General features: G+C 67.3%; 19 protein-coding genes. 3 read left to right on the forward strand and 16 right to left on the reverse strand.

All coding sequences use genetic code 11. The annotated features are described in order from the left end of the window. Positions 1–2: 2 nt before the first annotated feature. From Q0579_RS08460 to modA, 3 genes are read right to left on the reverse strand one after another with little or no spacing between them, the layout of a single operon-like run. Complete coding sequence (locus Q0579_RS08460; RefSeq protein WP_298811195.1) at positions 3–605, reverse strand: ATP-binding cassette domain-containing protein; 603 nt, start codon at positions 603–605, stop codon at positions 3–5. Then, a complete protein-coding gene (gene modB / locus Q0579_RS08465) occupies positions 595–1,278 on the reverse strand; it encodes a molybdate ABC transporter permease subunit (RefSeq protein WP_298811197.1) in 684 nt (227 codons plus the stop codon). Before modB ends, Q0579_RS08460 begins: the two co-directional genes overlap by 11 nt. Further along, positions 1,275–2,030 carry a molybdate ABC transporter substrate-binding protein gene (gene modA / locus Q0579_RS08470; RefSeq protein WP_298811199.1) on the reverse strand — a complete coding sequence of 252 codons (756 nt, stop codon included), beginning with the start codon at positions 2,028–2,030 and terminating at the stop codon, positions 1,275–1,277. Before modA ends, modB begins: the two co-directional genes overlap by 4 nt. A 101-nt stretch (positions 2,031–2,131) precedes the next feature. On the opposite strand from modA, the gene Q0579_RS08475 reads away from it, so the two are divergent. After that, positions 2,132–2,482 (forward strand): hypothetical protein, encoded by a 351-nt coding sequence (locus Q0579_RS08475; protein WP_298811201.1) that lies wholly within the window; start codon positions 2,132–2,134, stop codon positions 2,480–2,482. A 6-nt stretch (positions 2,483–2,488) separates the two neighbouring features. Next, positions 2,489–2,683: a hypothetical protein gene (locus Q0579_RS08480; protein WP_298811203.1), complete on the forward strand. Its 195-nt coding sequence runs from the start codon at positions 2,489–2,491 to the stop codon at positions 2,681–2,683. Positions 2,684–2,715: 32 nt separating this feature from the next. Here the strand turns inward: Q0579_RS08480 and lepA are convergent, their stop codons facing one another. Continuing rightward, positions 2,716–4,527: a translation elongation factor 4 gene (lepA, locus tag Q0579_RS08485; protein ID WP_298811204.1), complete on the reverse strand. Its 1,812-nt coding sequence runs from the start codon at positions 4,525–4,527 to the stop codon at positions 2,716–2,718. 150 nt (positions 4,528–4,677) lie between these two features. Continuing rightward, positions 4,678–5,337 (reverse strand): epoxyqueuosine reductase QueH, encoded by a 660-nt coding sequence (locus Q0579_RS08490; protein WP_298811208.1) that lies wholly within the window; start codon positions 5,335–5,337, stop codon positions 4,678–4,680. Positions 5,338–5,435: 98 nt separating this feature from the next. Here Q0579_RS08490 and dinB point away from each other — a divergent pair, with 98 nt between their 5' ends. Then, positions 5,436–6,521, forward strand: coding sequence for a DNA polymerase IV (dinB, locus tag Q0579_RS08495; protein ID WP_298811211.1), 1,086 nt, complete (start codon positions 5,436–5,438; stop codon positions 6,519–6,521). 164 nt (positions 6,522–6,685) lie between these two features. On the opposite strand, the gene glgX is transcribed toward dinB, so the two are convergent. The 11 genes from glgX to sufC form a co-directional block, all read right to left on the reverse strand. Continuing rightward, positions 6,686–8,449 carry a glycogen debranching protein GlgX gene (gene glgX, locus Q0579_RS08500; RefSeq protein ID WP_298811214.1) on the reverse strand — a complete coding sequence of 588 codons (1,764 nt, stop codon included), beginning with the start codon at positions 8,447–8,449 and terminating at the stop codon, positions 6,686–6,688. Next, entirely contained in the window at positions 8,436–10,058 is a 1,623-nt protein-coding gene (locus Q0579_RS08505; protein WP_298811217.1) for an alpha-D-glucose phosphate-specific phosphoglucomutase, read from the reverse strand. Before Q0579_RS08505 ends, glgX begins: the two co-directional genes overlap by 14 nt. Continuing rightward, entirely contained in the window at positions 10,055–11,503 is a 1,449-nt protein-coding gene (glgA, locus tag Q0579_RS08510; RefSeq protein ID WP_298811220.1) for a glycogen synthase GlgA, read from the reverse strand. The genes Q0579_RS08505 and glgA overlap by 4 nt, the downstream gene beginning before the upstream one ends. Positions 11,504–11,510: 7 nt before the next feature. Next, a complete protein-coding gene (gene glgC / locus Q0579_RS08515) occupies positions 11,511–12,779 on the reverse strand; it encodes a glucose-1-phosphate adenylyltransferase (protein ID WP_298811222.1) in 1,269 nt (422 codons plus the stop codon). Between the two features lie 279 nt (positions 12,780–13,058). After that, a complete protein-coding gene (gene glgB, locus Q0579_RS08520) occupies positions 13,059–15,224 on the reverse strand; it encodes a 1,4-alpha-glucan branching protein GlgB (RefSeq protein ID WP_298811223.1) in 2,166 nt (721 codons plus the stop codon). Next, positions 15,221–17,608, reverse strand: a complete 2,388-nt coding sequence (locus tag Q0579_RS08525; protein ID WP_298811226.1) for a glycogen/starch/alpha-glucan phosphorylase — start codon at positions 17,606–17,608, stop codon at positions 15,221–15,223. Before Q0579_RS08525 ends, glgB begins: the two co-directional genes overlap by 4 nt. A gap of 135 nt (positions 17,609–17,743) precedes the next feature. Beyond that, on the reverse strand, positions 17,744–18,058 hold the full coding sequence (locus tag Q0579_RS08530; protein WP_298811434.1) for an iron-sulfur cluster assembly accessory protein: 315 nt from the start codon (positions 18,056–18,058) through the stop codon (positions 17,744–17,746). A 52-nt stretch (positions 18,059–18,110) separates the two neighbouring features. After that, complete coding sequence (locus Q0579_RS08535) at positions 18,111–18,575, reverse strand: SUF system Fe-S cluster assembly protein (RefSeq protein ID WP_298811229.1); 465 nt, start codon at positions 18,573–18,575, stop codon at positions 18,111–18,113. Beyond that, positions 18,572–19,783: a cysteine desulfurase gene (locus tag Q0579_RS08540; RefSeq protein ID WP_298811231.1), complete on the reverse strand. Its 1,212-nt coding sequence runs from the start codon at positions 19,781–19,783 to the stop codon at positions 18,572–18,574. Before Q0579_RS08540 ends, Q0579_RS08535 begins: the two co-directional genes overlap by 4 nt. 136 nt (positions 19,784–19,919) lie before the next feature. After that, positions 19,920–20,987, reverse strand: a complete 1,068-nt coding sequence (locus Q0579_RS08545; RefSeq protein WP_298811245.1) for a SufD family Fe-S cluster assembly protein — start codon at positions 20,985–20,987, stop codon at positions 19,920–19,922. Further along, positions 20,984–21,739: a Fe-S cluster assembly ATPase SufC gene (gene sufC / locus Q0579_RS08550; RefSeq protein WP_298811248.1), complete on the reverse strand. Its 756-nt coding sequence runs from the start codon at positions 21,737–21,739 to the stop codon at positions 20,984–20,986. The genes Q0579_RS08545 and sufC overlap by 4 nt, the downstream gene beginning before the upstream one ends. Between the last annotated feature and the right edge of the window lie 17 nt (positions 21,740–21,756).

Here is a 21,756-nt window from a genome sequence, read left to right on the forward strand (position 1 = left end):
CTCTACGCGGAGAGGTCGATGATGCGATCGCCGAGCCGCTCGGCCTCGTCGCGATCGTGGGTAACGAGCAGTGTCGGCAGCCGCGTAGCGTCGCGCAGCGTCTGTACCGCGCGCATCGCATCGGCGCGCCGGGCCGCATCGAGCGACGCGAGCGGTTCGTCGAGCAGCAGGAATGCCGGGTCGCTGAGCAGCGCGCGCCCGATCGCGACGCGCTTCGCCTCACCCCCCGACAGCGTCCGCGGCCAGCGTGCGAGCAGATGCTCGACACCCAGCAAGCGCGCAGTCTCAGTGACTTGATCGCCATCCTTCGCTCCGTAGCGCAGGTTCTCGCGCACGCGCAGGTGCGGAAACAACCGTGCATCCTGAAAGACATAGCCAGCGCGGCGCCGTTCGGGCGGCACGTTCACGCGCGTCGCTGCGTCGAACAAGGGTTCGCCGCCGACGCGAATATGGCCGCGCTCGGGCGTGACCAGGCCGGCGATCATGTCGAGGACCGTAGTCTTGCCGGCACCCGACGGGCCGAACAGGACCGTGACGCCACCGGGCACCGCGAAGCGAGCCGACACGCGCCCGCCGCGGCCGGTCACGTCGATGTCAAAGGACATGCGTCCCCTGTCCGGCACGGCGCACCAGCGCCTCCGACGCGATCAGCGCGCCGAGCGACAACGCGACCGAAATCGCGGCCAGTCGCCACACCTGCTGCTCGCCACCAGGTTGTTGAAGCGCGGCGTAGATCGCGAGCGGCAGCGTCTGCGTCTCACCCGGCACGTTGCTGACAAAGGTGACGGTCGCGCCGAACTCCCCGATCGAACGCGCGAAACCCAGGACCGCCGCGGCGAGCACGCCCGGCAGCGCGAGCGGCAGCGTGATCGTCGCATAGGCACGCCACCGCGATGCGCCGAGCGTGCGGGCGGCCTGCTCCAGTCGCTGATCAACTGCCTCGATCGACAGCCGCATCGCGCGCACCATCAGCGGCAGCGCCATCACCGCCGCCGCGATTGTCGCCCCGCTCCAGCGGAACAGCACGCTGAAACCGAACCACCGCTCCAGCCATCCACCGATCGGTCCGGCAGGTGCAAAGGCGAGCAGCAGCACCCAACCGGTCACGACCGGCGGCACGACCAGCGGCAGATGAACGATACCGTCGAGCAGGATCTTGCCCGGGAAGCGCCAGCGCGCGAGCACCCAGGCGAGCAGGAAAGCGAGCGGCAGGCAGGCAAGCGTCGCGGTTCCGCCGATCAGCAGCGTCAGGCGGACGACCGCGGACACGTCGCTCACCGCGCGCCAAAGCCTCTGCGCGCCAAAATCGCCTGCCCGGCCGAAGATAGCAGAAAGCGGCGGAAGCCCTCACCCTCCGTGCTGCGCGAACGCGCGAGACGCGCGATCGGATAAACGATCGGCGCGTGACTGGCGGCGGGGAACACGCCCGCCACCTGCACCCGCGCCGAGGCACGCGCGTCGGTTGCGTAGACGATCCCGTACGGCGCCGCGCCGCGCTCAACCAGCGCGAGCGCCGCGCGGACGTTCTCGGCGCGGACTACACGCGGGGCAACGGTGCCCCAGGCGCCCATGCGGGTCAGCGCCTGCTGTCCGTATCGCCCCGCCGGCACCGACGCAGGATCAGCCATCGCGAGCGGTCCGCGCGCGAGCAGACGCGCGAGCGCCGCGCCCCGCAACCCGTTGACCGATGCGGAACCCGGCCGCGCAACCACGACCAGCCGTCCACGCGCCAGCACCGCGCGGGTCCCGGGCGCGAGCAGACGCCGACGCGCCAGCTCGTCCATCCATTCACTGTCGGCCGAGACGAACAGGTCGGCGGGTGCGCCGGCCTCGACTTGCCGCGCGAGCGCCGAGGACGCGGCAAAGGCGAGCACCGGCCGCGGATGCCCCTGCCGGGCCCAGGCGTCTGCCGCGTCACTCACCGCCTCCTGCATGCTGGCGGCGGCGAGCACGATGGGCGCACGCTGCTGCGCTGCGATCGGCGTCGCCATCAGTGCGACAAGCGTGAACAGAACGGTGCGGCGGATCATCGCGACCGCTGTATCGCGGTGGATACCGCGGCGCCAGCCACGTCGATGCACCCGTCATCCGCCGCAGCGCAACACGCACGCGCGACGCTCGTTGACGCGGCATGGACGATGCCCGCCCCGCCACGCTCGTGATCAGCCGCGCCGTTCTGCCCGGCAAGGCGGAAGCCTTTGCGCGCTGGATCGAGGAACTGAGCGCGGCAGCGAGAGCAGCGGAGGGCTTTTCCGGCCTCGTCCGCCTGGGGCAGACCGATGCGTTGCAGCACCTGCTGCTGCGCTTCGCGGACCGCGCCGCACTCGACCGTTTCCGGGCCGATGTCGCCTATCGCGCACTCGCCGCGCACGGCGACGAGCTGACGGTCGGCACCGACCAGGTCGCGAGCGGACGCGACATCGACATCGAACTGCCGAGCGACGCGAGCGCGTCGCCGTGGAAACGCTTCATCGTCACCTAGCTATCGGTGCTGCCCGTCCTGCTGATCGTCAGCACGATCGTGCGCGCGCTGCTGCCGACGCTGCCGTCGCCGGTGCAGATCATCGTCTCGTCGCTGCTGCTCACCTCGCTGCTGCAATGGGTCATTCTGCCGCGGGTACAGCGTGCCGCCCGCGCGTGGATGCTCAAGGATGCGCGCGGTGCGTTGCGGGTCGAGGCGTAGCCGCAGGATCGCGGCTCACCCCGACACGTTGATCAGCCCTCGTCACCCATGCGGAGCGCGGCGATGAAAGCCTCCTGCGGGATCTGCACGCTGCCGTATTCGCGCATCTTGAGCTTGCCCTTCTTCTGCTTGTCGAGCAGCTTGCGTTTACGCGTCGCGTCGCCGCCGTAACATTTGGCGGTCACGTCCTTGCGCATCGCGCTGATCGTCTCGCGCGCGACCACCTTGCCGCCGATCGCCGCCTGGATCGGGATCTTGAACAGGTGACGCGGGATCAGCTCCTTCAACCGCTCGCACATGCCGCGCCCGCGCGTCTCGGCGGTGCCGCGGTGCACGATCATCGAAAGCGCGTCGACCGGCTCTTCGTTGACGAGGATCGACATCTTGACGAGGTCGCCCTCGCGATAACCGATCTGGTGATAGTCGAAGCTGGCATAGCCCTTCGACAGCGATTTGAGCCGGTCGTAGAAATCAAATACGACCTCGTTAAGCGGCAGTTCGTACGTCGCCTGTGCGCGCCCGCCGACATAGGTCAAGTTCTTCTGAATGCCGCGGCGGTCCTGGCACAGCTTCAGGATCGAGCCGAGGTATTCGTCGGGAACGTAGATCGTCGCCTCGATCCACGGCTCGCTGATCGTCGCGATCTTGTTGGGGTCGGGCATGTCGGCCGGATTGTGGAGTTCGACCCGCCCACCGTTGTGCGTCAGCTCGATTTCATACACCACGCTCGGCGCAGTGGTGATGAGATCGAGGTCATACTCGCGCATCAACCGCTCCTGGATGATCTCCAGATGGAGGAGCCCCAGGAACCCACAGCGGAAACCGAAGCCGAGCGCGGCGGAAGTCTCCATCTCGAAGCTGAACGAAGCGTCGTTCAGCCGCAGCTTGCTGATCGACTCGCGCAGCTTCTCAAAGTCGTTGGCGTCGAGCGGAAATAAGCCGCAGAACACCACCGGCTGCACTTCCTTGAAGCCTTCGAGCGGTTCGGCGGTCGGCTTCTTGCTGTCGGTCAGCGTGTCGCCGACGCGCGCCTGCGCCACGTCCTTGATCTGCGCGGTGATGAAGCCGATCTCGCCGGGGCCCAGATCGGTCAGCTGCTCGATCTTGGGGCGGAAGCATCCCACCCGGTCGACCAGATGCTGCGTGCCCGCCTGCATGAAGGTGACCTGCTGCCCCTTCTTCAACGTGCCGTCGATCACGCGGATCAGGATCACGACGCCGAGGTACGGATCGTACCACGAGTCGACCAGCATCGCCTTCAACGGTGCGTTCGCGTCGCCCTTCGGCGCCGGGATCTTGGTGACGACGGCTTCGAGGATGTCGGCGATGCCGATCCCCGACTTCGCGCTGGCGAGCACCGCGCCTGATGCGTCGAGGCCGATCACGTCCTCAATATCGGCACGGACCTTCTCGGGCTCGGCGGCGGGCAGATCGATCTTGTTGATGACAGGCACGATCTCGTGATCATGCTCGATCGACTGATAAACGTTGGCGAGCGTCTGCGCCTCGACGCCCTGCGCCGCGTCGACCACCAGCAGCGCACCCTCGCACGCCGCCAGGCTCCGCGAAACCTCGTAGGCGAAGTCGACGTGGCCGGGCGTGTCCATCAGGTTGAGCGTGTAGGTCTCACCGTCTTTGGCCTTGTAGGCGAGCCGCACGGTCTGCGCCTTGATCGTGATGCCGCGCTCGCGCTCGATGTCCATGTTGTCGAGCACCTGCTCGCTCATCTCGCGGTCGGACAGGCCGCCGGTCGCCTGAATCAGCCGGTCGGCGAGCGTCGATTTGCCGTGGTCGATGTGCGCGATGATCGAGAAATTGCGGATGTGCGAGAGCGGGGTAGCCATGATCCGCGCGCGTTAGCAGGCGCAGCGCAAAAGCCAAAGCGTCACGCATCGGTCACGTCCCGTGACGCGCGCCGCACCTAACGCGCGGGACGATCCAGCCTTGCAGCACGACCTCGCGACGTGTTGACGATCAGGGTCGCGATCGGCTGATCAGCCCTTGGCGTCGTCGCCGTAGTACAACTCGCCAATGCGGATTTCCTCACGACCCTGCGAGACACGGTGCGCGTTGCTGTCACGCAGTGAATAGACGCAGCCGCAATATTCCTGCTGGTAGAAGCGCTCGCGTTTGGAGATCTCGATCATCCGCGCGGCGCCACCGCCCTTGCGCCAGTTGAACGTCCAGTAATCGATGCCGGGATAATGCGACGCGGCGCGCTCGCCCGAGCTGTTGATCTGGTTCATGTCCTTCCAACGCGAGATGCCGAGCGAGGAGGTGATGACCGGGAAGCCATGCTCGTGCGCGTAGAGCGCGGTGCGCTCGAACCGCATGTCGAAGCACATCGTGCAGCGCGCGCCGCGTTCGGGCTCCCACTCCATCCCCTTCGCGCGCTTGAACCAGTTCACCGTGTCATAATCGGCATCGACGAAGGGAACGTCATGCTCCTTGGCGAAGCGGATGTTCTCCTCCTTGCGGAGCAGATATTCCTCTTTGGGATGGATGTTGGGGTTGTAGAAGAAGATCGTGTAGTCGATGCCGCTCGCTGTCATCGCTTCCATCACCTCGCCCGAGCACGGGGCACAGCAGGAATGAAGCAGCACTTTCTTCTCGCCATTAGGCGGCACGAGGACGGGGCGTTGTAGATCGCTCATGCGCCGCGGCATAGCGGATTTGCGGCTCCGCGAAAACAGCCGCGCCCGCGCGAACGAAACGGGTACACGACAGCGCGCGCAGCCGCTATACGACGCACGTGACCGAGGCGCCCGTCCGCAAGATCATCCACGTCGACATGGACGCCTTCTACGCGTCGGTCGAGCAGCGCGACGATCCGGCCTTGCGCGGGCGTCCGCTCGCGGTCGGCGGATCGAGCGCGCGCGGGGTGGTGGCGGCGGCGAGTTACGAGGCGCGCGTGTTCGGGGTCCGCTCGGCGATGCCCTCGTCGGTCGCGCGGCGGCGCTGTCCCGAGCTCTTGTTCGTCAAGCCGCGGTTCGAGGTCTATGCCGCGGTCAGCCGGCAGATCCACGCGATCTTCGCCGATTACACGGCCGAGATCGAGCCGCTCAGTTTGGACGAGGCGTATCTCGACGTAACGGTCGACCGGCGCGGGCTCGGCTCCGCCAAGGCGATCGCCGAGGAGATCCGCTCGCGGATCAAGGAAGTGACCGGCCTGACTGCCTCGGCGGGGGTCAGCTACAACAAGTTCATCGCCAAGCTCGCCTCCGACCAGAACAAGCCCGACGGTCTGTGCGTGATCCCGCCGGGCAAGGGCGCGGCGTTCGTCGCCAGCCTGCCGGTCAAGCGCTTCCACGGCGTCGGTCCGGTCACCGCGGCGAAGATGTCGCGGCTGGGGATCGAGACGGGCGCCGACCTGCGCGACCGGCCGGTCGAGTTCCTGCGCGCGCATTTCGGCAACTACGCCGACTATCTCCATCGCGCCGCGCGCGGCGTGGACGAGCGGCCGGTGCGATCCAGCCGCGAGAGCAAGTCGATCGGGGCGGAGCGGACGTTCGAGACCAATCTGTCCGCGCCCGACGAGATCGACGCCGCGCTGGCGCACGTCGCGTCGGCTGCCTGGGCGCGGGTCGAGCGCAAACAGGCCCGCGGGCGCACGGTGACGCTCAAGCTGCGCGACAGCCAGTTCCACACCATCACGCGCGCCCGATCGGTGAGTGATCCGGTGGCAAGCGAGGCGGATATGCTGGCGATCGGCCGCATGCTGATCGCGCCGGAGTTGCCGGTCGCGGGCGGCATCCGGCTGCTGGGGCTGACGCTGTCCGGGATCGTGCGCGGGTATGAAGAAGTGCAGCCGGGACTCCCGCTGGTCGCAACGAAATAGCCGCTGGTCGCGGCGCAATAGCCAAAGCTATTGCGCGCTCCGGCGACCAGCGCGGCCGGCGGCGCGACCGCGCCGACCGACGACGCGGGCTTGGCCCGCGGCGCTGTGCTTTCAGACGTTAGCCGATCGTCAGGTCGATATGACACGGTCAGGCGCGAGCCTTCTCAACCCTGTTCGATCGTCACCGACCGTCCGTTACGATCCACCCGCAGCGTGACGTCGCCAACGGTCATCGCGAACCCCGCGCTGCTGTCCCAGTCCGCCTGCGTCATCTCGCCGCCGTCGAGCCGGTGCCAGCGCGCGTCGTGTCGGATCGCAGGAACGGACAGCGCCGCGCATGTACGGCGCTGGCGCGAGAGGCCGGCGACATAGTCCTCCAGCTGCCGGTTGCGCGCGTGCCAGTCGAGCCACGTGATCGCATTATCCTGCGCGTAGGCGTTGTTGTTGCCTGCTTGCGAGCGGCCGAACTCGTCACCCGCGGTCAGCATGATCGTGCCGCGGCTGGCGAACAATGTGGCAAGCAGCGCGCGCTGGTCGGCGTGGCGGCGCTCGGCGACCGAGGCGTCGTCGCAGGCGCCCTCCGCGCCGTTGTTCCACGATATTTCGTGCGCGTGGCCGTCGCGATTGTGCTCGCCGTTGGCGTAGTTGTGGCGCTCGGCGTAGGCGACGGTATCGGCGAGCGTGAAGCCGTCGTGCGCGGCGACGAAGTTGACGCTGCGGGTGGCGCGGTCACCGAACACGTCGCTCGATCCAGACAGCCGGGTCGCCAGCGTGCCGCTGCTGCCATCGCCGCGCCAGAAGCGGCGCACGTCGTCGCGGTAGCGATCATTCCACTCGAGCCAGTTGGATGGGAATGCCCCGAGCTGGTAGCCGCCAGGACCGGTATCCCACGGCTCGGCGATCAGCACGCGGTCGGCGAGCAGCGGGTCGGCCGCGATCTCGGCGAAGATCGGTGCTTGCGCGTCGAAGCCGGGACCGCGCGCCATGACGGTGGCAAGATCAAAGCGGAAGCCGTCGACCCCGCAGTGTGCGACGAAGTGGCGCATGCTGGCGAGGGTCAGGTCGCGCACCGCCTGGTTGGCGAAATCGAGCGTGTTGCCGGTGCCCGCGTCGTTGATCAGGCGCCCCCCGCCGTCGCGCGCATAGGCCGCGTCGTCGAGCCCGCGGAGGGAGAGCGTGGGACCGTGCTCGTCACTTTCGCCGCTGTGGTTGAACACCAAGTCGAGAATCACGCCGATGCCCGCCTGTCGAAGCGAAGCGACGGTGTCGCGCAGTTCGGCGACGCCGCCGGGTGTTAGCCGGGGATCGAGCGCCATCGGCACGACCGGATTATAGCCCCAGGCGTTCGCGAGGCCGAGCGGCGGCAGGTGTCGCTCGTCGATCCAGGCGACCACGGGCATCAGTTCGACCGCGTCGACGCCGAGCTTCGTCAGGTTTGCGATCACCGCCGGGTGCGCGAGCGCCGCGATCGTGCCACGCTGCGCATCAGGCACGTCGGGGTGCAGCATCGTGAAGCCGCGGACGTTGAGCTCGTAGATCAGGCCACCGTGGCGGAATACGGGCGGCGCGAGTGCGACAGGTGACGGTACGCTCACCACCGCCTTGGGCACGAGCGCGGCGGTGTCGGCGCCTTGCGCGGTCAGTAGCGGGTCGTAAACAAAGGCGCGGTCGAGCGTCGTGGCGTAAGGGTCGACCAGCAGCTTGGACGCGTCGTGCGCCGGTGCGCCATCGGCGCGGTATCCGTAGCACGTGCCCTCGCCCGCGCTCGGCACGTCCACGCGCCAGATCGCGCCATCGCGGGTCATGGCGATGCGGCGCTCCGCCTCGCCGTCGAACAAACACAGCCACACCGCGTCCGCCGCCGGCGCGTGGACGGCGAAGCTGGTTCCGTCCGGCCCGACGTGCGCGCCGAGCTCAGGTGACGACATCGGGCTCGTTGCGACCGGTGTGATGGTGGATGCCGGCGAGTTCGTCCGCCGCGGCGACGATGTCGGCGAGCATCGCGCCCGTGTCCGCGTCGAGGTCGCCGTCTTTGGGTTCGTAGCGTTCGAGGTAAACGCGCACGGTCGCGCCGCTGGTGCCGGTGCCCGACAGGCGGAACACGACGCGGCTGCCGCCGTCGAATAGAATGCGCACGCCTTGGTTGGCGCTGACCGAGCCGTCGGTCGGGTCGGTGTAGGCGAAGTCGTCGGCCTGGGCGATCGTCAGCGCACCGATCGTCGTTCCCCGCAGCGTCGCGAGCTTGCCGCGCAGATCGCGCATCAGCGTGTCGGCGGCAACGCTGTCGACGCCCTCGTAATCGTGGCGGGCGTAGTAATTGCGGCCGAAGCGTGCCCAGTGATCACGCGCCAATTCATCGACGCTTTTGCCGGTCGCGGCGAGGATGTTGAGCCAGAGCAGCACCGCCCACAGCCCGTCCTTCTCGCGGACATGGTCACTGCCCGTGCCCGCGCTCTCCTCACCGCAGATCGTCGCCATGCCGGCGTCGAGGAGGTTGCCGAAGAACTTCCACCCCGTGGGCGTCTCATAGGCGGGGATGCCGAGCGCGGCCGCGACGCGGTCGGCCGCCGCGCTGGTCGGCATCGAGCGCGCGATGCCTTTCAGACCGGCGGCGTAACCCGGGGCGAGATGCGCGTTGGCGGCGAGCATGGCGAGGCTGTCCGACGGGGTCACGAAGCGACCGCGTCCGATGATGAGGTTGCGGTCGCCGTCGCCGTCCGACGCTGCGCCGAAGTCGGGTGCATCCTCCTCCATCATCGTGTCGTATAGCGCGCGCGCGTGGACGAGATTGGGGTCGGGATGATGGCCGCCGAAATCGGGCAGTGGCGTGCCGTTGCGCACCGTACCGGGCGCGAAGCCGAGGCGCCGTTCGAGGATTTCGGTCGCGTAGGGGCCGGTCACGGCGCTCATCGCGTCGAAGGCCATCGTCAGATTGGCCGAGCGGATGGCGTCGAAGTCGAACAATGCCTCCATTAGCTCGGCGTAATCGGCGACGGGGTCGACCACCTCGACCGTCATGCCGGCGACATTCACCTCGCCGAGTGCGTCTAGGTCGATGTCGGGGGTGTCTGCAGCATACCAGGTTTCGATCGCCTTAGTGCGCGCGTAGATTGCGTCGGTTACGCCCTCGGGCGCGGGGCCGCCGTTCGACACGTTGTACTTGATGCCGAAATCCTCGTCGGGGCCGCCGGGATTGTGGCTGGCCGACAGGATCAGTCCGCCGAGCGCGCCGCGCTTACGGATGAGGTTGGAGGCGGCCGGGGTGGACAAAATGCCGCCCTGCCCCACGATCACGCGCGCGAAGGTCGCGGCCGCCGCCATGCGGATCGCGATCTGGATGACCTCGCGATTGAGGAAGCGGCCGTCGCCGCCGACCACCAGCGTCGCGCCGGCACGCTCGTGCTCGATCACGTCGAACACCGACTGAATAAAGTTCTCGGCATAGTTCGGCTGCTGGAACACGCGCACCTTCTTGCGCAGCCCGGAGGTGCCGGGTTTCTGGTCGAGGTACGGGGTCGTTGGAACGGCGCGGATCATGTGTCGAGGAGCCCCCGGTAGAGTTGGGCGTAGCGAAGCCCGCTACGGTCCCAGGAAAAGTCGCTGCGCATGCTGCGCTTCTGGATCGTGGTCCAGGTCGCGCGGTCGGCGTAGAGGCGCACGGTGCGCGCAATCGCGGCGGTGAGCGCGTCACGTGACACGCCGGTGAATTGCACGCCGGTCGCGACGCCTGCCGCCAGCGCCGCCTCGTTCGCGTCGATGATCGTGTCGGCGAGCCCACCGGTCCGCGCGACGACGGGGACGCAGCCGTAGGCGAGGCCGTATAGCTGCGTCAGCCCGCATGGCTCGAAGCGCGAAGGGATCAGGATCGCGTCGGCGCCCCCCTGGAGCAGGTGCGAAACGGGTTCGTCGTAGCCGATCGTCACGCCGACGCGGCCGGGGTGGCGATCGGCGGCGAGCCGGAACGCTTCCTCCAGCGCCGGGTCGCCCGAGCCGAGCATGGCAAGCCGACCGCCCATGGCGACGAGATCGTCGACGCACTCGCCGAGCACGTCCATGCCCTTCTGCCACGTCAGCCGGCTGACCACGGTGAAGATCGGGCCGTCGCCGGGTTCGAGACCGAAGCGTGCCTCTACCGCGCGCTTGTTCGCCGCGCGCCGGCCAAGCGTCCGATCGGTGTAGCGCGCCGGCAGCGCCGTGTCGGTGGCGGGGTTCCAGATCGCGGGATCGATCCCGTTGACGATACCCGACACACGCTCGCGCCGCGCGGCGACCAGGCCCTCCAGCCCCATGCCGAACTCGGCGCTGAGGATTTCCTGCGCGTAGGACGGGCTGACGGTGGTGATCGCGTCGGCGAACTGCATCCCGCCCTTCAGGTAACCGACGCCGCCGAAGAACTCGATGCCGTCGACGGTGAACAGGTCGTCGGGCAGACCCAGCCACGGCAGGATGCCGGGGTCGAACCAGCCTTGGAACGCGATGTTGTGGATGGTGATGACCGACCGCACCACTCGCTCGCTCGCGGGTGCGTGGCGCAAGTAGACCGGCGCGAGTGCCGCTTGCCAGTCGTGCGCGTGGACGACATCGTAGCAATAGCTCTTCACCCCGCCCGAACCCAGATCGGCCGCGGCGCGCGCGAGTGCGGCGAAGCGGCGCCAATTGTCGTGCCAATCCTTGCCGCCCGGATCGGTGTAGATGTTGCCGTCGCGCGCGAACAACTCCGGCGCGTCGAGCACCAGTAGCGGACATCCCTCGATCTCACCCGCCAGCAGTCGCGCCGGCGCGCCGAGCAGTGCCGGCCAGCGGTGCACCGCGCGCGCCTTGCCGAGTGCGACGGTGACTGCGGGATAGCCTGGTATCAGCGTAGTCGTCTCCACGTCGTGTGCGGCGAGCGCGGCGGGCAGCGCACCGACCACGTCGGCGAGCCCGCCGGTCTTGACCAGCGGAAACGCCTCCGACGCAACGGAGAGGACGCGGATCGTCATTCGCGGATCAGCCCAGCCGGTCGATCATCGGTTGCGTGATGAGGCAGATACCCTTGTCGGTCCGGCGGAAACGGTGCGCGTCGGCAGCCGGGTCCTCGCCTACCACCAGCCCGTCGGGGATGTGAACACCGCGGTCAATGACGACCCGGCTCAGCCGCGCCCCGCGGCCGATGTGCGTGTAGGGCAGCACCACCGCTTCATCGAGGCACGAGTAGCTGTGCGCGCGAACGCCCGTCGACAGCAGTGAGCGGTGGATCGTCGAGCCAGAGACGATGCAGTCGCCCGCGATCAGGCTCGACACCGCCGAGCCGCGCCGCCCGTCGATGTCGTGGACGAACTTGGCTGGCGGGGTGATCTCCGAGTAGGTCCACAGCGGCCAACTGCGGTCGTACAGGTCGAGCTGCGGGACGACATCGGTCAGGTCGATGTTGGCTTCCCAATAAGCATCAACGGTGCCGACATCGCGCCAATAGGCGGCGGGTTCCTCGGCAGTGCGGACGCAACTGTCGCCGAACCGGTGCGCCTGCGCGTGACCGTGCTTGACCAAGTACGGGATCAGGTCCTTGCCGAAATCGCGGTTCGAGCCGGGCGTGTCGGCGTCGCGTCGCAGCTCGTCGATCAGCAAGCGGGTGGAGAAGACGTAGATGCCGAGGCTGGCGAGCGCCACGTCGGGCTGGCCGGGAATCGAGGGCGGATCGGCGGGTTTCTCGACAAAATCGATAATGCGATCGTCGGCGTCGACGTGCATCACGCCGAAGCCGACCGCTTCCATCCGCGGCACCTCCATGCACGCGACGGTCACGTCGGCGCCGCTGTTGCAATGCTGCTGGAGCATCACCTCATAGTCCATCTTGTAGATGTGGTCGCCCGCCAGGATGACCATGAATTCGGGCGCGTAGCTCTCGATGATGTCGATGTTCTGGTAGACCGCGTCGGCGGTGCCTTCATACCATTGAAACTCGCTGACGCGCTGCGACGCGGGGAGAATGTCGAAACTCTCGTTGCGCTCGGGCCGCAGGAAGTTCCAGCCACGCTGCAAATGCCGGATCAGGCTGTGCGCCTTATACTGCGTCGCGACGCCGATGCGGCGGATGCCTGAATTGATCGCATTCGACAGCGCGAAGTCGATGATCCGGCTCTTGCCGCCGAAATAAACCGCGGGCTTGGCGCGCGTGTCGGTCAGCTCTGCCAGCCGACTGCCGCGACCGCCCGCCAGGACATAGGCCATTGCGTCACGCGCCAGTGGATGGCTGCGTCGGTGTTCCCTCTCCGTCATTCAGCCTGTCCTTTCTTTTCGTTGCGCGGGTGAGATGCCTAACGTACGTTTGTTGTCATCACCCGCGAAGAGGTGGCGACATTAGGAGCGCATTACCCTGGAACAGGTTCATTCGGACGTCCCGTCCCTTTCCCCCATCCTGCCGACCGAGCACGCCGACCAAGTAACCTCTCCCATGTTCGGGATGGCCATCGCCACGTTGATATCGCTCGTGCTGTGGCTGCTGCTGTTCGTCGCGTGGGAGATGCTCGCCTAGCGTTGGGCCTAGATGCGGCACGCTCACGCGACATATTCCAGCATGATCGTCGCGAGCGGTGGCAGCGTCACGCTGGCGCTGCCATCCTTTGCCACCACGCCACCGAGATTGCCGAGCCCCGAACCCCAATAATCGTGCGCATCGGAGTTGAGGATTTCGCGCCAGCGCCCGTCATGCGGCAGCGGCACGGGATAGGGCATGCGCGCGACGGGGGTCATGTTGGCGATCACCGCGATCGTCGGCGCACCGGGCGCCTTGCGTAGCCAGACGAACACGGAGTTCTCCGCATCGTCGGCGACCGCCCACTCGAAGCCTTCCGCCTCACAATCGCGCGCGTGGAGTGCCGGCTTCTCGCGGTAGAGACGGTTCAGGTCGCGCACCAGCTTGCGCACACCATCGTGCGCGGATGATTTGAGCAGATGCCAGTCAAGCGCGCGCTCCTCGCTCCACTCGCGGCGCTGTGCGAACTCCTGGCCCATGAACAAGAGCTTCTTGCCGGGGTAACCCCACATCATCGCGTAATAAGCGCGCAGGTTGGCGAACTGCTGCCAATCGTCGCCCGACATCTTGGTGAGGAGCGAACCCTTGCCGTGGACGACCTCGTCGTGGCTGAGCGGGAGGACGAAATTCTCGCTGAAGGCATACATCAGCCCAAAGGTGAGCCCTTCGTGGTGGTGCTTTCGGTGCACCGGCTCGCGCGCCATGTATTGGAGCGTGTCGTGCATCCAGCCCATGTTCCACTTGAACCCGAACCCCAGGTTCTCGCGTGCGCCCTCATCATAGGCGGGCTGGCTGACGCCGGGCCATGAGGTCGATTCCTCGGCGACCGTGAAGACGCCGGGATGGTCGGCGTAAACCGCGCGGTTGACGCCGCGCAGGAAGTCGACCGCCTCCCAATTCTCGCGTCCGCCGGCCTGGTTGGGGATCCACTCGCCCGCCTTGCGGCTGTAGTCGCGGTAAAGCATCGAGGCGACCGCATCGACGCGCAAACCGTCGACGTGGTAGCGATCGGCCCAGAACAGCGCATTGTTGGTCAGGAACGACGCGACTTCACGCCGGCCGTAATTGTAGATCGCGGTGTTCCAGTCGGGGTGGAAGCCGAGCCGCGGGTCCTCGTGCTCGTAGAGTGCGGTGCCGTCAAAGCGGGCGAGCCCGTGCGCGTCGATCGGGAAATGCGCCGGTACCCAGTCGAGGATGACGCCCAATCCGGCACGATGCGCACCGTCGACGAAGCGCGCGAACCCTTCATGGTCGCCGAAGCGCGCGGACGGCGCGTAGAGCCCGGTCGCCTGATAACCCCAGCTCGGATCGTACGGATATTCGCTGATCGGCATGAACTCGATGTGGGTGAACCCCATCGAGACGACGTAAGGGATCAGCCGGTCGGCGAGCGCGTCCCAGGAGAGGAACCAGCCATGCTCGTCGCGCTCCCACGATCCGGCATGGACCTCGTAGATGCTGATCGGGACGCGGCGCGGATCGACCTTGCTCCACGCCGCGCGGTGGGCGTCGTCGCCCCAGACGTGCGCGGGGGCGGCGGTGGTGATGGACGCCGTGGCGGGGCGCAGTTCGGCGGCAAAGGCGAAGGGATCGGCCTTGAGCGGCTGCGTCAGCCCGTCGGGTCCGACGATCTCGTATTTGTAGGCGCGGCCCGCACCGAGGTCGGGCACGAAGATATCCCACACCCCCGCGTCGCCGCGGCGCCGCATCGTGTGGCGCGCGCCGTTCCAATTGTTGAAGTCGCCGACGACCGCTACGCGCTGCGCATTGGGTGCCCAGACCGCAAAGTGAATGCCGCTCGCGCCCTCGTGCTCGATCAGATGCGCGCCGAGCTTGTCGTAGAGTCGTTTGTGCGTGCCCTCGATCATTAGCAGGTCGTCGATCGGGCCCAGGACAGGACCGAAGCTGTACGGGTCGCCGACCCACCAATCGCCGCCCGCCCCGCTGGCGCGGTAGCGCAGCGGCTGCGGGTCGCCGGCGATCACGCCCTCGAACAGCCCGCGATCATCGACGCGCGCGAGCCCGCCGAGCGGCTCGCCGGCGAGCGAGTGGGCGACAACGCGGTCGGCGCCGGGGATCCAGGTGCGCGCGAACGTGCCCTCGGGGCCGGCATGGGGGCCAAGGAGGGAGAAGGGATCGTCGTGCCGCCCCTCCAGCAGCGCGGCGATCGCCTCGCTCGGCGGCGTCACATCACACCCCAGATGTCGCGGGCATATTCGGCAATGGTGCGATCGGACGAGAACCAGCCCATGTTGGCGACGTTGAGCACGGCCGAGCGTCCCCAGGCATCGCGGTCGCGCCAGCGCGCATCGACGTCGCGTTGGGCTGCGGCATAAGCGTCGAAATCGCCGGCGACCATGAACCAATCGTGGTCGTACAATCCCTGCATCAGGTCGCGGTAGCGGTGGGGATCGTCGGGCGAGAACACGCCCGAGGCAATCGCGTTGATCGCCTGCGACAGCTCACGCGAACCCTCGATCACTTGGCGCGGATCGTAGCCGCCGCTCCGCTTTGCTGCGACCTCGTCGGCGGTCATGCCGAAGATCACGATATTGTCCGCACCGACATGATCCCTGATCTCGACGTTCGCTCCGTCGAGTGTGCCGATCGTTAGCGCGCCGTTCAACGCGAACTTCATGTTGCCGGTACCCGATGCCTCCATCCCTGCGGTCGAGATCTGCTCGGACAGGTCGGCGGCGGGAACCATGCGCTCGGCCAGGCTGACGTTGTAGTTCGGCACGAACGCGACCTTGAGCAGGTCGCCGATCGCAGGGTCGGCGTTGATGCGGCGCGCGACGTCGTTCGCCAGTTTGATGACGAGCTTGGCATTGTGGTAGCTCGACGCCGCTTTTCCTGCGAACAGCTTGACGCGCGGGGTCCAGTCGCGATCGGGATGCGAGCGAATCTGGTCGTAGAGCGCGACCGTCTCGACGAGGTTGAGCAACTGGCGCTTGTATTCGTGGATGCGCTTGATCTGCACGTCGAAGATCGCGTCGGGATCGAGGCGGAGGCCCATGTCGCCGCGCAGATACTGCGCGAGCGCGGCCTTGTTGGTGCGCTTGACTGCGGCGAAACGCTCGCGGAACGCGGCGTCTTCGGCGAACGGGGCGAGATCGGACAGCGCGGTCGCGTCGTCGAGGAAGCGGTCGCCAATGGCGTCACGGATCAGCGCGGTGAGCGCGGGATTGCACTCCTGCAGCCAGCGCCGTGGAGTGATGCCGTTGGTCTTGTTGTTGATCCGCGTCGGGTAGAGCCGGTGGAGGTCGGCGAACACCGTCTGCTTCATCAGATCGGTGTGGAGCGCGGCGACGCCGTTGACGCTGTGCGAGCCGGCGAAGGCGAGATTGGCCATCCGCACCCGCCGCTCGCCGCCCTCATCGATCAGGCTGATCGCGGCGATCGCGCGGTCGTCGATGCCTTGCGTTCCGCGCGCCTCTCGCAGCAGTTTGGCGTTGATCGCGTAGACGAGCTGCATGTGACGCGGCAGCATCCGCTCGAACAGCGGTAGCGGCCAGCTCTCCAGCGCTTCGGGCAGAAGCGTATGGTTGGTGTAGCCAAAGGTGGCGCGGGTCACGTCCCACGCCTCGTCGAAGGTCAGTTCGTGATAGTCGATCAGCAGCCGCATGAGTTCCGCGACCGATACCGCGGGATGCGTGTCGTTGAGCTGGATCGCGGCCTTGTCTGGGAGCGTGCGGATGTCGCCGAAATACTGGACGTGGCGACGGACAATGTCCTGGATCGAGGCGGAGGAGAAGAAGTACTCCTGCCGGAGCCGCAGCTCCTGCCCCGCCGCGGTGCTGTCATTGGGGTAGAGGACGCGGGTCAGCGTCTCGGCGCGGAGTTGATCGGCGAGCGCAGCTTGGAAGTCGCCGGCGTTGAAGGCGTCGAGCTTGATCGGATCGAACGCGCGCGCGGTCCACAGGCGCAGCGTGTTGACGCGCCGACCGCGCCAGCCGACCATCGGCGTGTCGACCGCGACCGCCTCGACCGCCTCGGCCGGGTGCCAGTGGACCGCGCCCTGCTCGTTCCCCGTCACCTCGCCGCCGAAACCGACGAAATAGGCGCTCTCGCGGCGCTCGAACTCCCACGGATTGCCGTGGGCGAGCCAGGTTTCGGGCAGTTCCATCTGCCAGCCATTGTCGATCCGCTGCCGGAACATGCCGTTGACGTAGCGAATGCCGTATCCATAGGCAGGGAGATCGAGCGTCGCCATGCTTTCCATGAAGCAGGCGGCGAGCCGGCCGAGGCCCCCGTTGCCAAGTGCCGCGTCGGGCTCGATCTCCTCCAGCTCGGCGAGGCCAACGCCGAGTTCGGACAGCGCCGAGGCGACCTCGTCGGTCTTAAGCAAGTTCGACAGCGTGTCGCGCAGCAGCCGGCCGATCAGAAATTCGAGGCTGAGATAATAGACGCGCTTGGCGCCCGCGGCATGCGCGGCGCGGGTCGAGTCCATCCAGCGTTCGATGATGTCGTTGCGGACGGTCAGGATCGTGGCCGCCAGCCAATCGTGCGGGCGCGCGGCGTGCTCGTCCTTGCCGATACGGTGGACGAGCGTGTCGAGGATGGCGGATGCCAAGGACCCGCGCTCGGTTGTTGGCGCGGCGACGACGGTTGGAGCGTTCAAGCAGGACCCCCGAATGTTGCTTGGAACAGAATTAGGGGGATGAACGCCCTCTTGTCACGTCCAGTCGCATCAGCGGAAGGAATTCGCTCAAACGGTGAAGCTCTCGCCGCAGCCGCACGCACCCTTAGCATTGGGATTGTTGAACACGAAGCCGGCGGTGAAATCGTCCTCGACCCAGTTCATCGTCGAGCCAATGAGATAGAGGATCGAGCCGCCGTCCACGTAGAGCGTACCGCCGGGTGTCTCGATCTTCTCGTCGAACGGCTTCGCCTCGGTGACGTAATCGACCGAATAGGCAAGGCCCGAGCAGCCGCGGCGCGGGGTCGAGAGTTTGACGCCGATGGCGCCCTCAGGTGCGCGCGCCATCAGCGCGGCGATGCGTGCCTCGGCCGTCGGCGTCATGTTGAGTGCGGCAGGGCGTGCGCGGGTCTTTAGATTGGTCACCAAGTGATCCTCACAACATGCCGAGTTCGAGCTTGGCGTCGTCGGACATCTTCTGCGGGTCCCACGGCGGGTCCCAGACGAGGTTGACGTCGGCGAAGGCGATGCCGGGAACCGCCGCCACGCGCATCTCGACCTCGGCCGGCATCGACTCGGCGACCGGGCAGTGCGGCGTGGTGAGCGTCATGGTTACGATCGCCTGGCCCTCGTCGGTCACCTCGACGCCGTAGATCAGCCCAAGGTCATAGATGTTGACCGGGATTTCAGGGTCGAAGATGTCCTTGAGCGCGTCGATCACGCCCTCGTACAGCGCGCCGCCGGGTTCGCCGGGCTTGTCGCCCGCAGGCTTCTGCTGAAGGAAGCCGGTCAAATAGTCGCGCTCGCGGGGAGCATCGACCGCATCCTCGACGCGCGCGCGTGGCGGTGCGGTCACCGCCGCTACCTCCTGAACTTCGATCCGGTCGGCGTCTTCGCTCATCCGAAAATCCTCTTCACCCGTTCCATGCCGGCGACCAGCGCCTCGACGTCCCTAGGTCCATTGTAGACGCCGAAGCTGACCCGCGCGGTGGCATCGACGCCCAGGCTCGCCATCAGCGGCTGCGCGCAGTGATGCCCGGCGCGGATCGCGACCCGGCTCTCGTCCAAGATGGTGCCGATGTCGTGCGGATGCACCCCCTCCATCGCGAAGGAGACGATGCCGGCAGAGTCAGCGGGGCCGAACACGCGAACCGAATTGAGGTGCGACAGCGCGACGCGCGTGTCGGCGACCAGCGCCGCCTCGTGCGCGTGGATGCGCTCCAACCCGATCGCGGACACGTAGTCGATCGCAGCGTGCAAGCCCAGCGCGCCGACGATGTGCGGCGTGCCGGCCTCGAAGCGGGTCGGCGCAGGCGCATAGGTCGAGCGCTCGAACGAGACGCGGTCGATCATCGAGCCACCGCCCTGGTAGGGCGGCATCTGGTTCAACAAGTCGCCCCTGCCCCACAGCACGCCGATGCCGGTCGGGCCGTAGAGCTTGTGGCCGGAGAAGACGTAGAAGTCGCAGCCGATCGCGGCGACGTCGACCGCCATCCGCGGCACCGACTGGCAGCCGTCAATCAGGATCTTCGCGCCGACCGAATGAGCGATCTCTCTCGCGCGGCTTGCGTCGAGCACCGAGCCGAGCACGTTGGAGACGTGGGCGAGCGCGACGAACTTATGCGCGGGGGTGATCATCGCCGCCATCGCGTCAAGGTCGACGCGGTGATCCTCGGTCAGCGGGATCACGTCGATCGCGGCACCGACGCGCTCAGCCGCGATCTGCCACGGCACGATGTTGCTGTGGTGTTCTAGCTGCGACAGCAGGATGCGGTCGCCCGCCTTCAACTGCTGCGCGGCCCAAGAGTGCGCGACGAGGTTGATCCCCTCGGTCGCGCCGCGGACGAAAACGATCTCATCGGCACGAGCGCCAATGAACGCGGCGACGCGGTTGCGGGCGGCCTCGTAGGCGAGCGTCATGTCGGCACTGCGCTGGTATACGCCGCGGTGAACGGTGGCGTAGGTCTCGGCGTAGCCGCGGGTGATCGCGTCGATCACCGTCTGCGGCTTCTGCGACGTGGCGGCGGTGTCGAGATAGGCCCAGCCGTCAGGGATCGCAGGGAAGTCGGCGACGGTGTCGAGCGGGCGTTCCTGGGTGATCGTGGTCATGCCGGCACCTGCTGGAAAGTCGCTAAAGTCACACCCCTACGCATATACGCACGCGCGAAAACGTTCCGGCCCGGAGCCGACACCGGCGCGTAGGCGGCATGGCCGGTGTAGGACACTCGGGTCGGCGCGTGCATAGTCACAGCGCGGCGTTGAGCCAGGCGTCTGCGTCGGCCTCGAAAGCGGCGCGGACGGTTTCGTTGCCGATCCGCTCCAGCACGTCGCCGACGAAGGCGTGCGTCAGGATCGCCTGCGCACGGGCACGCGGGATGCCGCGGCTCTGCATGTAGAACAACGCGCGCGGGTCGAGCTCGCCAACGGTCGCGCCGTGCGCGCACTTGACGTCGTCGGCGAAGATTTCGAGCTCGGGCTTCAAATTCACCGTTGCGGTGCGATGGAGCAGCAGGCCGCGTAGAGACTGCTCACCGTCAGTCTTTTGCGCGTGGCGCGCGACCTCAACCGCGGCGGCGAGGCTGGCGCGGCTCTGGTCGGCGGCGACCGCGCGCCACACCTGGCGCGAGGAGCCGTTGGGCTGCGCGTGGTTGACGCGAACGGCGCATTCCTGCGCCTGGGTGTCGCTGGTGAGCAGCGCGCCACCGTACTCGGCGAAGGCGCCCTCGCCCGACATCGTCAGCTGCGCGTCGATGCGGCTGCCTTGCCCGCCCGCGCCCAGGAAGGTGGTCACGAGGCTCGCCGCCTCGCCCACGTCGGCTTCCTCGCGCAGCGACACGAAGCCGGCGGGCTGGAGCAAACGGACGCTGCGCATCAGCCGCGCGCCGCGCGCGAGCCGGGTGCGCGTGTAGCGATTGGCCCAGCCGGCGCCGACGAAGGTTTCGACCACTTCGCCGACCGCATCCTCAGCCAGTACGATCTCGGCGGCGAGGTGGTTCTCGCCCGCCGTCGCGACATGGACGATCTGCACCGGGTCGGCGGCAGCGCGTGCGTCGAGGCGGAGCGACCAGCCGGCGCGCGCGTGGCGGCCGAGCGCATGGTCGCTGCCCATGACCTCACCGAGCGTTACCGCGCCGAGCGTCGAGGCGCCCTCATCGAGCACGCCATCAACGAAGAGCAGCCGTGCACCGGGCAGGTCGAGGAAATCGTGCTCGGGACGCGCGATCGGCGCCATCGCCGCGGCAGCGGACAGCGCGCCGAGATCGGCCCAGCGCCACGCCTCGGCGCGGTTGGAGGGAAGTTCGAGCATGCTCACGCAGCGACCTCGGCCTCAATGCCCGTATAGCCTTCGCGCTCGAGCTGCTGCGCGAGCTCGGGGCCGCCGGTGCGGGTGATGCGGCCGTCGGCGAGGACGTGGACGACGTTGGGCTTCACGTAATCGAGCAGGCGCTGATAGTGCGTGATGAGCAGCACCGACTTGTCGGGCTGACGCATGATGCGGTTGATGCCGTCGCCGACGATGCGCAGCGCATCGATGTCTAGCCCTGAGTCGGTCTCGTCGAGGATCGCGAACTTCGGGCTGATGATCCCCATCTGCACCATCTCGTTGCGCTTCTTCTCGCCGCCCGAGAAGCCGACGTTGACCGGACGCTTGAGCATTTCGGCGTCCATCTCCAGCCGCGCGGCCTCCGCGCGAGCAAGCTTCAGGAACTCGGCACCCGACAGCGGCTTCTCATCGCGGCTGCTACGCTGCGCATTCAGGCTCTCACGCAGGAACTGCACGTTCGACACGCCGGGGATCTCGACCGGGTACTGGAAGCCGAGGAACACGCCCGCGGCGGCGCGCTCGTGCGGTTCCATCTCGAGCAGTTCCTGCCCGTCAAAGGTGATCGATCCCTCGGTCACCTCGTAGCCAGGACGGCCGCCCAGCACGTAGCCGAGCGTCGACTTGCCCGCGCCGTTCGGCCCCATGATCGCGTGGATCTTGCCCGCGTTCACGGTGAGCGACAGGCCCTTGAGGATCGGCTTGCCGTCGATCTCGGCATGGAGGTTTTCAATTTTGAGCATTTGCTTCTCGTTCGGAA

It is taken from the genome of uncultured Sphingomonas sp., assembly GCF_936927845.1.
In the GTDB taxonomy this organism is placed as follows: Bacteria; Pseudomonadota; Alphaproteobacteria; order Sphingomonadales; family Sphingomonadaceae; genus Sphingomonas.